Here is a 13,718-nt window from a genome sequence, read left to right as displayed (position 1 = left end):
TCGGCAACCGGGCGCTTTTCGCGCCGGCCGCCACCGCCCCCCGGCACCACCCCCGCCACCGCCCCCGACACCGCCTCGCGCTGCCCGCGCCGCAGGCAGAGCCGGGGGCACCGCCGCGGCCACGCTGCAGCCGGCGCGAATCCGCTTTTCCTTCGCCAACCCATATGGTTCTGATGCGAGGCAGACGGACGCCGCCGGGATCTATGGGGGAGCGCAGAGCGACATGGCATCGGCCAGCGGATCGGAATCGGCCCAGGGGCTGCGGATCATCACCCCGCCACTGCTGTACGCGCTGGCGATGCTGGCGGTGCCGCTGCTGACCATCCTCGCCTATTCCTTCTTCAAGGACGGCTACCAGACCATCATCCGCGAGTTCACGCTCGAGAACTATCGCGCCGTCTGGGCCGACCCGATCTTCCGCACGCTCATGCTGCGCTCGCTCTTCGTGGCCGGGCTGGTGACGGTGGTGACGGTGCTGCTGGCGTTCCCGGTCGCCTATTTCCTGTCCTTCGTGGTCCGGCCCGAGCGCAAGTCGCTGTGGCTGTTCCTGATCACCATCCCGTTCTGGACCAGCTACCTGATCCGGGTGTTCCTGTGGAAGGTGATCCTCGGCTACAACGGGGTCATCAACTCGGGGCTGAAGAGCCTTGGGATCATCGAGCAGCCGCTCTCGTTCCTGCTCTACAACACCGGCTCGATCGTGGTGACGCTGGCGCACGCCTATGCGCCTTTCGCGATCCTGCCGATTTACGTCGCGCTGGAGAAGATCGACCGCTCGCTGCTCGAGGCCGGGCGCGACCTCGGCGAAAGCCGTGCCATGACCTTCTGGCGGGTCACGCTGCCGCTGGCCATGCCGGGGGTGCTGGCGGCGGTGCTGATCGTCTTCATCCCCACCATCGGCGACTACGTCACGCCCACGATCATCGGCGGCGGCAAGATCCCGATGGTGGCGAACCTCATCCAGGCGCAGATGCTCGACATCGACAACAAGCCCCTCGGCTCGGCCATCGCCATCACCGCGATGCTGATCGTGACGCTGCTCGCGCTGGTGTTCCTGTTCCTCAACCGCCGCTTCCTCAAGGTGCGGGCATGAGCGGGGCGCGCGCCAGCGGCCGGGGCCCCGGCGGGGGCCTCAAGGCATATGCCATCGCCTATCTGCTGTTCCTCTACGCGCCGATCCTGCTGCTGCCGGTCTTCGCCTTCAACAACGGCACGATCATCGCCTTTCCGCTCAAGGGCTTCACGACCGAGTGGTTCGCCCAGATGTGGGGCAACGCGACGCTGCGCCGGGCGCTGATGAACTCGCTGACCATCGCGGTCAGCTCGTCGATCCTCGCCACCTGCCTCGGGCTCTTCGCCGCCCGCGCCTCGACCCGGTTCTCGTTCCCCTTCAAGGCCCCGATCATGGGCCTGATCATGCTGCCGCTGGTGCTGCCCGAGATCATCATCAGCGTCTCGCTGCTGGTGGTGCTGCTGGGGCTCGGGGTGCAGCTCTCGGTGCTGACGGTGATCCTCGGGCACACGCTGATCTGCATGCCCTACACGGTGGCGATCCTCTCGACCGCCTTCTCGTCGCTCGACCGCTCGCTCGAAGAGGCCGCGCAGGATCTGGGCGAAACGAAGTGGAGCGCGTTCCGGCTGGTGATCCTGCCGCTGGTGATGCCCGGCATCATCTCGGCGCTGCTGATGAGCTTCACCATCAGCCTTGACGAGTTCATCATCGCCTTCTTCCTCGCCGGCAACGAGCCGACCCTGCCCACCTACATCTTCAGCCAGCTCAGGTTTCCCAAGTCGATCCCGATGATCATGGCGCTCGGGACGGTGCTGGTGGGCCTGTCGATCCTGCTGCTGACGATCGCCGAATATTTCCGCCGCCGCGGCGTTGCCCGCACCGGCCAGAAGGACAGCGGAGGCTTCCTGTGACCGCCCCACACGCGCAACCCGCCCAGAGCTACGCCCCGGCCCGCGACGCCGCGGGGCGCCCGACGCCCATCGCCGAGCGCAAGCCGATGATCGAGTGCCGCGAGGTGCACAAGTACTACGGCGACTACCACGCGCTCAGGGGCATCGACCTGACCATCCGCGAGGCCGAGTTCTTCTCGCTGCTCGGGCCGTCGGGCTGCGGCAAGACCACGCTGCTCAGAACCATCGCCGGGTTTGAGGACATCTCCTCCGGCGTGGTGCTGATCGACGGCAAGGACATGGCCGACGTGCCGGCCAACGTCCGTCCGACGAACATGGTGTTCCAGTCCTACGCCATCTTCCCGCATCTGACGGTGGCCGAGAACGTGGCCTTCGGCCTGCGCCGCGACCCGCGCTCTCGCGCCGACAAGGCGGCGGCGGTGGACGAGGCGCTGGCGATGGTGGGCTTGCGCGGCTACGGCGCGCGGGCCGCGCACGCGCTCTCGGGCGGGCAGCGGCAGCGGGTGGCGCTGGCGCGGGCGCTGATCCTCAAGCCCAAGGTGCTGCTGCTGGACGAGCCGCTCTCGGCGCTGGACCGCAAGATGCGCGAGCAGATGCAGCTCGAGCTGATCAAGCTTCAACGGCAGGTCGGCATTACCTTCGTCCTCGTGACCCACGACCAGGAGGAGGCGCTGGTCATGTCCGACCGGATCGCCGTGATGTTCGAGGGCCAGATCGCCCAGCTCGACTCGGCCGAGGCGCTCTACACCCGCCCGGCGAGCCGCCGGGTCGCGGATTTCATCGGGGTGATGAACTTCCTGCCGGCCCGCATCCTCGGCGAAAGCCGAGACGCGGTGACGGTCGAGGCGCCGGGCTTCGGCCGGGTGGACATTCCCGCCGCCAACGTCAGCCACGCCGACGCGGGCGACGCCAGCCCCTCGATCGGCTTCCGCCCCGAGGCGGTGACGCTGCTCGCCGCGAACGCCCCGGCCAGCGACCGCGTGACCGAGGGGATCATCGACGAGGTCGTCTATTACGGCGACATGAGCTATTACGACGTGATGCTCGCGGGCGAGGGGTTCGACGGCGAGCATGAAGTGCGGATCTCGATGCGCAACGTCTTCGGGCGCGAGTTGCCCGACCTCGGCACGCGGGTCCGCGTCGGCTGGTCGCCCGGCTCGCTAATCCTGTTCCGCTGACACCCCGCGACTATTCTTGGCGCCCGCGAAGCCTCGACGGCAGACGCGAATAGTCTCGCTCCCCCTCACGCGAACTGAGCCACGCCCCCCTCGGGCTGGATCCGAATATCCTCGGGGGGTCCGGGGGGCAGACAGCCCCCCGGTCCGGCCTCAGCCCCCCACGGTGCCCTCGGGGCAGGGCCGCAGCGTCACCGCCGCGCCCGCGACCGCGCCCAGCTCGCGGCAGCCGCCGTCCGTGCAAAGCGTCCAGCCGCCCCCCGTCGCCCCCGACGCGGCGAGCGTCAGCTCGGGAAAGGACCGCGACGGCTGCCAGACCCACCAGCCGTCGCGCTCGACCGCGCCTTCGCCCGGCTCCATCCCCGCACCCGAGCCGCGTACCCGCGCCTCGATCAGCACCAGCCGGTCGCCCTCGACGCGCCAGCGCTCCTCCCACCGGACCCGCTCGACCGAGTGGGTCCAGCCGAGAGAGAAGCCGCCGCTCACGGCCAGGGCCACGGCCCCGGCCATGAGACAGGCGCTCATGCGGCAACCGCACGGCGCTGGCTCATCCAGATCCAGCCGATGCAGGCGAGCGACAGGGCAAAGCCCACCGCATCGCTCCACGTTGCGGCATAGACCAGCATGAAGGCCGAGATCATGGCAAAGGCACGCTCGGCCAGGTTCAGCTTGCGGCCCATCCACCCGATCGCCGCGATCCCCCACAGGCCGATCGCCAGCACCGTCTTGACGACGATATAGACCACCGCCGGCGCGTAGCCGATGGCGGTGGCAAGCGGCCCGCCGTCCTGCAGCATCAGTGCGGGGGTGTAGACCGCCATGAACGGGATCACGAAGCCCGCGGCGGCGATCTTGATCGCCTCCATGCTGATCTTGAGGCCCGACTCGCGCGCGATGGGGGCGGCGGCAAAGCAGGCCAGCGCCACCGGCGGGGTCAGGTCGGCCAAGATGCCGAAGTAGAACACGAACATGTGGCTGACGATCAGCGGCACGCCGAGTTGCAGAAGGGCGCCCCCAGCGATGGTCGAGGTGATGATGTAGTTCGGGATCGTCGGAATCCCCATCCCGAGGATGAGGCAGGTCACCATCGTCAGGACCAGCGAGAGGAACAGGTTGCTCTCGCCCACCGAGACGATGAAGCCGCCGAAGGTGGTGGCCGCCCCGGTCAGGGTCATCGTGCCGATCACGATGCCGACCAGCGCACAGGCCACGCCCACCGGCAGCGCCGTCTTGGCCCCGTCGGCGAGGCTGTCGACGACCATGGCGACCGTCGCCCGCCCGCCGCGGGTCAGCACGTTGAGCAGGATCAGCGCCGAGACGAGCGCCCCGACCAGCGGCATCGACAGCCGCAGGTCCTGCGAAAAGATCCACGCGCAGATGAGCCCGAGCCCCACCCAGACGATGGCGCGCAGCACCACCGAGGGCAGCCCCAGCGCCACCGAGCCGCCGAGGATCAGCACGATCGTCAGCGCAAGGCCGATGGTGCCCGCGTAAAGCGGCGTGGTGCCGGAAAAGAGCAGCCACACCAGCACGGCGAGCGGCAGGATCAGGTACCAGCCCTCCTTCAGCGCCGCCATCGGCGAGGGAAGCTGCGACTTGGGCATCCCCACCAGCCCGCGCCGTCCGGCCTCGAGGTGGACCATCCAGAACGCCGCGCCGAAATAGAGGATCGCCGGGATCAGCGCCGCCTTGACGATCTCGACGTAGTGCACGCCCAGCGTCTCGGCCATGATGAAGGCGACGGCGCCCATCACCGGCGGCATGATCTGCCCACCCATCGAGGCGGTCGCCTCGACCCCGCCGGCGAAGGCCGGGCGATAGCCGAAGCGCTTCATCAGCGGGATGGTGAACTGCCCCGTGGTCACGACGTTGGCGACGCCCGAGCCCGAGATCGTGCCCATCAGCGCCGACGAGAACACCGCCACCTTGGCCGGCCCGCCGAGCAGATGCCCGACCAGCCCCAGCGACACGTCAGTGAAGAGCTTGATCATCCCCGCCTTTTCGAGGAACGCCCCGAACAGGATGAAGAGGAAGATGTAGGACGAGCTGACGTAGGTCGGGATGCCGTAGATCCCTTCTGTCCCATAGGCCATGTGCTCGATCACCTGCGCCGCGTCATAGCCGCGGGTCTGCAAGAGCCCCGGCGCATACTGCCCGAAGAAGCAGTAGAGCAGGAACACCCCGGCGATGATCGGCAGCGCGATCCCCATCTCGGCCCAGGCGGCGAGGAACACGGTGATCAGCGCCAGCACCCCGATCACGAGGTCCATCTGGCTCGGGTCACCGGCGCGGAGCAGCAGCGGCTCGTACTCGACCCACTGGTAGATCGCGACCGCGCCGCCGGTCAGGGCCAGCGCCCAGGCCGCGGCCTGCACCGCCGGGCCCCTGCCGCGGGCCAGCGCGATCAGCGGGAATACCAGCAGCATCAGGAAGCCCACGTGCATCGCCCGCACGACCTGGCTCGGCAGGTCGATGAAATGCGCCGCGGTGGCGATCTGGAACACCGAAAAGGCGACGGCGATGCCCCAGAGCAGCCGGCCTTGAAGGCCCGGCGGGAAGCTGTCGGCAAGGGGGTCGTGGATCGCCAGCTCCTGCGCGCCGGGCGGCATCTGGTGCGGGTGGTCCGGCGTGGCCGGGGGGGCGTGCGGCGCGCGGGAGGGGGAGGGGGGCTGCATCATGCACCTGGATTGTCAGGGAGAAGGGAGGGCGACGGCCGTCCGCGCGACGTGGCGCGGCAGGGTGGTCGCGGGACGAGAACGGCCCCGGCGCAGCGCTGCACCGGGACCGCGAGCCGATCTGCGCGGGGCGCCTTACTTCAGGACGCCGGCTTCGCGGTAGTAGCGCTCGGCGCCCGGGTGCAGCGGGATCGGCAGGTTCTCGGCCGCCTTCGCCACGTCGATGGCCTTGCCCGCCGCGTGCGCCGCCTTGACGGTGTCGAGGTTCTCGAACAGCTGCTTGGTCATCTGGTAGACGGTTTCCTCGGGCACCCCGTCGTGGGTCACGAGGATGTTCGTGACCGAGGCGGTCGGCACGTCGGCGGCCTGCCCGTCATAGGTGTCGGCCGGGATCGTCGCGGCGTGATAGGCGCCGCCGAGCTTGGCCACGAGGTCGGCGGGCACCGGGATCACGGTGATCGGGGTCGAGGTCGCCAGGTCCTTGAGCGACGCGACGCCCAGACCCGCCGACTGCAGCGTGGCGTCGAGCTGGCGGTTCTTCATCAGCTCGACCGATTCGGCGAAGGGCAGGTACTCGACCTTGCCCAGATCGGCATAGCTCATCCCCGCCGCCTCGAGGATGGCGCGGGCATTGAGCTCGGTCCCCGACTTGGCGGCGCCGACCGACAGGCTCTTGCCCTTGAGATCGGCCAGCGAGGTGATGCCCGAATCCTTCGAGGCGACGATCTGGATGTAGTTCGGATAGATCGCGCCGATCGCGCGCAGCTTGTCGAGCTTGCCCTTGAAGCCGGCCTCCTCGTCGCCCTCCCACGCCATCTGGACGCTGTCGCCAAGCGCGAAGCCCGCCTCGCCCTTGCCCTGCTGCAGCAGGTTGAGGTTCTCGACCGAGGCCTTCGTGGCCTGCACCTGGGTCCGCGCGTCGGGGATGCCCTTGGCCCAGATCTCGGACATGGCGACGCCCATCGGGTAATAGACCCCCGAGGTGCCGCCGGTCAGGACGTTGATGAACTCGGCCGCCGAGGCGGTGAGCGGGGCGCCGACGAGGGCCGCCGCGGTGGCCGCAGCGGCGGCAAGGCGGGTGATGCGCATGGGTAGTCTCCTCCGGGTGTTGGACGGTCGCGGTCGTGACGCCGCGTCGTGACGCGCGCACCATGCGGCACGCGGGGGGATCGATCAACCCGTTCGAACGGCGGCATGGCGCGGTCTCCGGCCGGCCGGGCGCGCGGCGGCCCCCGCGTCCGGGGCCGAGGGGCCGCGAGAGACCGCTTGCGCGGCGCCGCGCCGTCATGGCCTAGTCGCCGCCGTCCGCCAGCTGAACGAGGCTTTTCGATGCACCGACGCACCCTTCTGACCGGCGCCGCCGCGGCCCTCGCCGGCGGGCTTGCCGCCCCCGCCCTGGCGCAGGACCGCGCGCTCAAGGTCGGGCTGATCCTGCCGCTCACCGGCCCGTTCGCGGCCTACGGCCAGCAGATGCAGGCCGGGTTCCAGCAGTATCTCGACACCCAGGGCGCCACCGCGGCGGGCCGGCGGATCGAGCCGGTGATCGCCGATGACGGCGGCATCGCCGACACCACCCGCCGCATCGCGCAGGAGATGGTGACCTCGGGCGGGATCGAGGTGCTGGGCGGCTTCGGCCTGACCCCGCTCGCGCTGGCCGCGGCGCCGGTCTCGGCCCGCGCGGGCGTGGCGCAGATCGTGATGGTGGCGGCGACCTCGGCCGTGACCGAGGCCTCGCCGATGATCGTGCGCACCAGCTACACCACCCCGCAAGTGACGAGCGTCATCGCCCGCTGGATGGCCGGCGACGGGATCGGCCAGGCGATGACGCTGGTGGCCGACTACGGCCCCGGCCACGACGCCGAGGCGAGTTTCGCCAAGGTCTTCGCCGAGGCCGGCGGCACCGTCGCAGGCAGCCTGCGGGTGCCGCTGCGCGACCCGGACTTCGCCGCCTTCCTGCAGCGTGTGGCGGACGCGAAGCCCCAGGCGCTGTTCGTGTTCCTGCCCTCGGGGATCGGCGCGCCGTTCCTCAAGCAATGGGTCGAGCGCGGGCTCGACCGGTCGGGCATAAGGCTGGTCGCGGATGGCTCGGTGACCGACGACATCGTGCTGCCGCAGATGGGGGATGCCGCGCTGGGGCTGGTCACGGGGCTGCACTACAGCGCCGCCCTGCCGACCGAGGCGAACCGCGCCTTCGTCGCCAGTTTCATGGAGCGGAACCGCACCCGCCCCAACTTCATGGCCGTGTCCGCCTATGACGGCGCCCGCCTGCTGGCCGAGGCGCTGGGGCGCACCGGGGGCGACGCCACCGGCGCGGCGCTGGTCGAGGCGATGAAGGGTGCGCGCCTCGAGTCGCCGCGCGGCCCGATCGAGATCGACGCCGCCACCCGCGACATCGTCCAGACGATCTACATGATGCGGGTCGAGGCGGTGGACGGGCAGCTGTGGAACGTGCCGTTCCACAGCTATCCGGCGGTGCGCGACCCCGCCAAGGCGTAGTGGGTGAGGGCGGCGCGGCGGCTCAGGCCGCCGCGAGCGCCGCGACGATGGGGCCGAAGTCGGCGGCCTTGAGGCTCGCCCCGCCGACCAGCGCGCCATCCACGTTGGCGATGGCGAAGATCTCGGCCGCGTTGCCCGGCTTGACGCTGCCGCCGTAGAGCAGCGTCATCTCGGCCCCGTCCGCGAGGCGGTCGGTGAGGGCCTGGCGCATGGCGGCGTGGACCTCGGCGATCTGCTCGACCGTGGGGGTGCGGCCGGTGCCGATGGCCCAGACCGGCTCATAAGCGATGACCGTGTTGGCAGCCGTCGCCCCCTCGGGGACCGAGCCTGCGAGCTGCGCGGCGATCACGGCAAGCGTCTCGTCCGCGTCGCGCTGCGCCTCGGTTTCGCCCACGCAGATGACCGCGACGAGGCCCGCGCGATGCGCGGCCGTCGCCTTGGCGGCAACCTGCGCGTCGGTCTCGGCGTGGTCGGTGCGGCGCTCCGAGTGGCCGACGATGACGTGGCTCGCGCCCGCGTCGCGCAACTGCTCGGCGGCGATGTCGCCGGTGTGGGCGCCCGAGGCCTCGGCGTGGCAGTCCTGCCCGCCGACCGCGATCCCCTTGGGCGCGGCTTCGGCCATCGGCGCGACCAGCGTGGCGGGCGGGCAGATCAGGACATCGACGCCTCCGGCCTGCGGGGCGAGCGCGGCGATCTCGGCCAGCGCGGCGCGGGTGCCGTTCATCTTCCAGTTGCCGGCGGCAAGCTTGCGGGGGGCCATCTCATCCTCCTCGATCAGGGTCGCCCCCGCCTAGCCCGGCGGCGGGCGCCCGTGCAAGAGAGGCCGGAGGGCGGGCGTCCGCCCGCGGTCAGCCCTGTCGCGCGGCCGACCCCTCCAGCGGCTCGAACCGCACCGACTCGCCGCAGCCGCAGCTGTCGGTGACATTGGGATTGATGAAGCGGAACCCGCTGTCGAGCAGCCCGTCCTGATAGTCGATCTGGGTGCCGAAGAGGAACATCTGCGCGGTGGGCGCGATCAGGACCCGCGCCGCGCCCTGTTCGACCACCTCGTCGCCGGGGTTGGCGGCGTCGGCCAGTTCCATCGTGTATTCCATCCCCGCGCAGCCTCCCTTCTTCAGGCCGATGCGCAGGCCCGCCCCGTCCTTGCCAGCCATCAGCCGGGCGATCCGCGCCTCAGCGGCGGGGGTGATGGTGACGGGGGGCTTGCCGGGGATCGAGAACATGGGATGCCTTTCGCGCTTGCCCCAGAAGATAGGGGCGAGGGCTGCCCGGCTCAACCCGCGGCGCGCGCTGGCCTTGCGGGCCCCCGCCGTGCTAGGGACCGCCGCCTGATCCCGTCTGGACCGCGCCATGACCCGTCCCCTCGCTATTCACCCCGCTGCGCCGGGGCGCTTCGACGCCAGCCCCGCGCGGCAGGCCGCCCGCCTGAGCGTGGCGCCGATGATCGACTGGACCGACCGTCAATGCCGCGGCTTCCACCGGCTGCTTTCGCGCCGGGCGCTGCTCTATACCGAGATGATCACCGCCCCGGCGATCCTGCATGGCGACCGCGACCGGCTGCTCGGCCATGACGGCGACGGGCCGGTGGCGCTGCAGATCGGCGGCTCGGACCCGGCGAAGCTGGCCGAAGCCGCGCGCATCGGCGCGGATTACGGCTACGACGAGGTCAACCTCAACGTCGGCTGCCCGAGCGACCGGGTGCAGTCCGGATGCTTCGGCGCGGTGCTGATGAAGTCGCCCGACCTCGTCGCGGCCTGCGTCGCGGCGATGCAGGCGGCCTCGCCGGTCGAGGTCACGGTGAAATGCCGCATCGGCGTGGACGAACAGGAGCCCGCCGAGGTCCTGCCCGCCTTCCTCGCCACGCTTGAGGCGGCCGGCGTCCGCCGGGTCATCGTCCACGCCCGCAAGGCCTGGCTCGAGGGGCTGAGCCCGCGCGAGAACCGCGAGATCCCGCCGCTCGACTATCCGCTGGTCCATGCGATGAAGGCGGCCTTCCCCGGCCTGCACCTGTCGATCAACGGCGGCATCGCCTCGCTGGCCGAGGCCGAGGCGCAGCTGGCGGTGATGGACGGGGCGATGATCGGCCGCGCCGCCTATCACGAGCCCTGGGCCATCCTCGGCGCGGCGGACCGGCTGTGGGGCGAGACGCCGCCGCTCGCCTCGCCCGTCGCCGCGGCCGAGGCGATGCGCGAGGTGCTGGCCCGCCACCTCGCCGCGGGGGGGCGGATGCATCAGATCACCCGGCACATGCTCGGCCTGTTCCACGGCCGCCCCGGCGCGCGGCAGTGGAAGCGCATCCTGTCCGAGCGCGCGTCGCAGGGCACGCTCGCCGACTATGACGCGGCGCTCGCGGCGGTGAGCGTGGACGCAGCCTGAGCGCCGGCGGCGGGGCGCGACGCGCCATCCCGCCACCGGACCCTGCGGCAACGCCCGCCGCGCCCGCTGGCGCCGCCCGCGCGGCGGCGCTAAGCGGGCGCGACGCAACAACGGACGACCGTCATGACCGAGCTTCTGCCTTATGTCGCAGCCCTTCTGGCGGCGGGCGCCTTTGCCGGCATCCTCGCCGGGCTTCTGGGCGTCGGCGGCGGCATCGTCCTCGTCCCCGCCTTCGCGGCGATCCTGACGGCGGCGGGCTATGGGGCGGGCGACCTGATGCAGGTTTGCCTTGCCACCTCGCTGTCGACGATCTTCGTCACCTCGATCCGCTCGGTGCTGGCCCACAACCGCAAGGGGGCGGTGGACTGGGACATCCTGCGGGCCTGGGCGCCGTGGATCATGCTCGGGGCGATCGTCGGCGTGTGGCTCGTCTCGCGGCTCTCGACCCAGCAGCTCAAGGCAATCTTCGGGGTGCTGGTGCTCTGCGTGGCGAGCTTCATGCTGATCAGCCGCGCCGACTGGCGGCTGGCCGACACCCCGCCAGAGGGCGCCCGCCGCGCCGCCCTCGGTGGCACCGTGGGGCTGGTGGGCGTGCTCCTGGGGATCGGCGGCGGCTCGCTCGGGGTGCCGATGCTGACGCTGCACGGGCGGCCGATGCACCGCGCGGTGGCGACCTCGGCCGGGTTCGGCGCGGTGATCGCGCTGCCCTCGGTGCTGGCGTTCCTCTTCGTCCCCGCCGCGGGGGCGCCGCCCGGCACGGTGGGCTCGGTCAACCTGCCGATCTTCGCGCTGACCATCGCCATGACGCTGCTGACCGCGCCCATCGGGGCGAACCTCGCGCATGGCACCGACGCGCGGCGGTTGCGGCGGATCTTTGCGGTGTTCCTGCTCGCCGTGGGCCTGAACATGCTCAGGAAAGCGCTGCTCTAGCCCGCGCGCTCCGCCGCCTTGGCGGCATCCCAGAGCGCGTCCATCTCGGCCAGCGTCGAATCCTCGGGGCGCCGCCCGTCCGCGGCCAGTGCCGCCTCGATGGCGGCAAAGCGGCGGGTGAACTTGGCGTTCGCGTCACGCAGCGCGGCCTCGGGGTCGATGTCGAGGTGGCGGGCGAGATTGGCCATCACGAAAAGCAAGTCGCCGAACTCCTCGGCCCGGTGGGCGGGGTCGGTGGCGGCGCGAAGCTCGGCGGTCTCCTCGGCGAGCTTGTCGAGCACCTCGTCGGCCGAGGGCCAATCGAACCCCACCCGCGCCGCCCGGTTCTGCAGCTTGATCGCCCGCGTCAGCGCCGGCAGGCCAAGCGCCACGCCGTCGAGCACGCCCTTCTCGGCCTTGGCGGCGCGCTCGGTGGCCTTGATCGCCTCCCAGTCCTTCACCTGCTGGGCGGCGGACTTGTCGCGCGATTCGGTGCCGAAGACGTGCGGGTGCCGCGCCACCAGCTTGTCCGAGATGGCGCGGGCCACGTCGGCAAAGCCGAACATCCCCGCCTCGTCGGCCATCTGGGCGTGGAAGACGACCTGCAGCAGCAGGTCGCCCAGCTCGCCCGGCAGCTCGTCCCAAGCCTCGCGCGCTATGGCGTCTGCGACCTCGTGGGCTTCCTCGATGGTGTAGGGGGCGATCGAGGCGAAATCTTGCTCGATGTCCCAGGGGCAGCCCGTCTCAGGGTCGCGCAGCGCGGCCATGATCCCGATCAGCCGCGCGGTCTCGTCGGTGGCTGACAGGGTGGCGGCCGTGGCGTCGGCGGTGTCTGCGGATCGGTCGGTCATGGACTTTCGCGCCCCGTTCGGTTCGAGTGCGGCCAAGAGACACAAGCACCCGGAAAGAGTCCACCATGCCCGTCCTGAACCGCATCGCCGGATACGCCGACGAGATGACCGCCTGGCGGCGGCATCTGCACCAGCACCCCGAGCTGCAGTTCGACCTAAGCGAGACCGCCGCCTTCGTCGCCGCCCGCCTGCGCGAGTTCGGGGTGGACGAACTGCACGAGGGGATCGCGCAGACGGGCATGGTGGCGATCATCAACGGGCGTGGCGAGGGCCCGACCATCGGGCTCAGGGCCGACATGGACGCGCTGCCGATCGTCGAGGCGACGGGGGCGGCGTATGCCTCGACCGTGCCGGGCAAGATGCACGCCTGCGGCCATGACGGGCACACCACGATGCTGCTCGGCGCGGCGAAGTATCTGGCCGAGACGCGCAACTTCTCGGGCCGCGTGGCGCTGATCTTCCAGCCCGCGGAAGAGGGCGGACGCGGCGCCAAGGTCATGGTGGACGAAGGCATCATGGAGCGCTTCGACATCGGTCAGGTGTTCGCTTTGCACAACTCGCCCAATGTGGCGCTGGGGTCGTTCCAGACCAACGGCGGGGCGCTGATGGCGGCGGTCGATGCCTTCGACATCCGCATCAAGGGCCGCGGCGGGCACGGGGCGATGCCGCACGAGACCGCCGACCCGGTGATCGCCGCGGTCGGCATCGTGCAGGCGCTGCAGTCCATCGTCAGCCGCAACCACAAGGCCATCGACGACCTCGTGGTCTCGGTCACGCAGATCCACACCGGCTCGGCCCACAACGTCATCCCCGACGACGCCTGGATCAACGGCACGGTGCGGACCTTCGACCCCGCCGTGCAGGCCATGGTGATGCGCCGGATGCAGGAAATCGTCGCCGGACAGGCTGCGAGCTATGGGGTCGAGGCGGTGCTCGACTACCAGACCGGCGACCCGGCGACGGTCAACGACCCGGCCTGCGCGAGCTTTGCCGCCGGGGTTGCGGCCGAGGTCGCGGGGCTCGACATGGTCGACGGCGACTGCCCGCGCGAGATGGGGGCCGAGGATTTCAGCTACATGCTCGAGGCGCGTCCTGGGGCCTATGTCTTCATCGGCCAGGGGCCGGGGGCAGGGCTGCATCACCCCGCCTATGACTTCAACGACGAGATCGCGCCGATCGGGGCGAGTTTCTTCGCCCGCCTCGTCGAGCGTGCCCAGCCCGCCGCGGTGGGCTGAGCGGCCGCGAGTCGCAGGCTGGCCGACGGCATCCGACGCCGGGGGGCGCTGCCCTCCGCGCCGGTCCGGCGCGCCTCT

The 13,718-nt window shown here is 70.9% G+C and carries 13 protein-coding genes; 7 read left to right on the top strand and 6 right to left on the bottom strand.

The window, feature by feature from the left end; genetic code table 11:
- Positions 1–223: 223 nt before the first annotated feature.
- The 3 genes from ACFHYO_RS07835 to ACFHYO_RS07825 all read left to right on the top strand — a co-directional run bounded on the left by ACFHYO_RS07835 (position 224) and on the right by ACFHYO_RS07825 (position 3,101).
- Positions 224–1,093: an ABC transporter permease gene (locus ACFHYO_RS07835; RefSeq protein ID WP_036700761.1), complete on the top strand. Its 870-nt coding sequence runs from the start codon at positions 224–226 to the stop codon at positions 1,091–1,093.
- Positions 1,090–1,923 (top strand): ABC transporter permease, encoded by an 834-nt coding sequence (locus ACFHYO_RS07830; protein ID WP_036710089.1) that lies wholly within the window; start codon positions 1,090–1,092, stop codon positions 1,921–1,923. The genes ACFHYO_RS07835 and ACFHYO_RS07830 overlap by 4 nt, the downstream gene beginning before the upstream one ends.
- Before the next feature lie 86 nt (positions 1,924–2,009).
- Positions 2,010–3,101 (top strand): ABC transporter ATP-binding protein, encoded by a 1,092-nt coding sequence (locus ACFHYO_RS07825; protein WP_036710115.1) that lies wholly within the window; start codon positions 2,010–2,012, stop codon positions 3,099–3,101.
- A 150-nt stretch (positions 3,102–3,251) separates the two neighbouring features.
- Here the strand turns inward: ACFHYO_RS07825 and ACFHYO_RS07820 are convergent, their stop codons facing one another.
- The 3 genes from ACFHYO_RS07820 to ACFHYO_RS07810 form a co-directional block, all read right to left on the bottom strand.
- The gene (locus ACFHYO_RS07820) at positions 3,252–3,623 is read right to left on the bottom strand and encodes a DUF1850 domain-containing protein (RefSeq protein WP_394319547.1); all 372 of its coding nucleotides are present in this window, start codon (positions 3,621–3,623) and stop codon (positions 3,252–3,254) included.
- Entirely contained in the window at positions 3,620–5,707 is a 2,088-nt protein-coding gene (locus ACFHYO_RS07815; protein ID WP_394319596.1) for a TRAP transporter permease, read from the bottom strand. Before ACFHYO_RS07815 ends, ACFHYO_RS07820 begins: the two co-directional genes overlap by 4 nt.
- Positions 5,708–5,908: 201 nt before the next feature.
- Positions 5,909–6,862, bottom strand: coding sequence for a TAXI family TRAP transporter solute-binding subunit (locus ACFHYO_RS07810; RefSeq protein WP_394319546.1), 954 nt, complete (start codon positions 6,860–6,862; stop codon positions 5,909–5,911).
- Between the two features lie 240 nt (positions 6,863–7,102).
- Between ACFHYO_RS07810 and ACFHYO_RS07805 the strand changes: the two genes are divergently transcribed.
- Positions 7,103–8,269, top strand: a complete 1,167-nt coding sequence (locus tag ACFHYO_RS07805) for an ABC transporter substrate-binding protein (protein ID WP_394319544.1) — start codon at positions 7,103–7,105, stop codon at positions 8,267–8,269.
- Between the two features lie 22 nt (positions 8,270–8,291).
- Here the strand turns inward: ACFHYO_RS07805 and tpiA are convergent, their stop codons facing one another.
- Positions 8,292–9,029, bottom strand: coding sequence for a triose-phosphate isomerase (tpiA, locus tag ACFHYO_RS07800; protein WP_394319542.1), 738 nt, complete (start codon positions 9,027–9,029; stop codon positions 8,292–8,294).
- A gap of 88 nt (positions 9,030–9,117) precedes the next feature.
- The gene (locus ACFHYO_RS07795; protein WP_036700722.1) at positions 9,118–9,492 is read right to left on the bottom strand and encodes a HesB/IscA family protein; all 375 of its coding nucleotides are present in this window, start codon (positions 9,490–9,492) and stop codon (positions 9,118–9,120) included.
- A 127-nt stretch (positions 9,493–9,619) separates the two neighbouring features.
- On the opposite strand from ACFHYO_RS07795, the gene dusA reads away from it, so the two are divergent.
- Positions 9,620–10,645 carry a tRNA dihydrouridine(20/20a) synthase DusA gene (dusA, locus tag ACFHYO_RS07790; protein WP_394319540.1) on the top strand — a complete coding sequence of 342 codons (1,026 nt, stop codon included), beginning with the start codon at positions 9,620–9,622 and terminating at the stop codon, positions 10,643–10,645.
- 123 nt (positions 10,646–10,768) lie between these two features.
- The gene (locus ACFHYO_RS07785; protein WP_036732965.1) at positions 10,769–11,575 is read left to right on the top strand and encodes a sulfite exporter TauE/SafE family protein; all 807 of its coding nucleotides are present in this window, start codon (positions 10,769–10,771) and stop codon (positions 11,573–11,575) included.
- Here the strand turns inward: ACFHYO_RS07785 and mazG are convergent.
- Positions 11,572–12,405, bottom strand: coding sequence for a nucleoside triphosphate pyrophosphohydrolase (gene mazG / locus ACFHYO_RS07780; protein ID WP_512700648.1), 834 nt, complete (start codon positions 12,403–12,405; stop codon positions 11,572–11,574). The two genes, ACFHYO_RS07785 and mazG, sit on opposite strands and share 4 nt — an antisense overlap.
- Positions 12,406–12,470: 65 nt before the next feature.
- Here mazG and ACFHYO_RS07775 point away from each other — a divergent pair, with 65 nt between their 5' ends.
- Positions 12,471–13,640, top strand: a complete 1,170-nt coding sequence (locus ACFHYO_RS07775) for a M20 aminoacylase family protein (RefSeq protein ID WP_394319538.1) — start codon at positions 12,471–12,473, stop codon at positions 13,638–13,640.
- Positions 13,641–13,718 lie beyond the last annotated feature (78 nt).

Source organism: Paracoccus panacisoli (genome assembly GCF_042435015.1).
GTDB lineage: Bacteria > Pseudomonadota > Alphaproteobacteria > Rhodobacterales > Rhodobacteraceae > Paracoccus > Paracoccus panacisoli.
The sequence above is the reverse complement of the archived record's forward strand: the minus strand, read 5'-3'. Positions and strand labels throughout refer to the sequence as shown.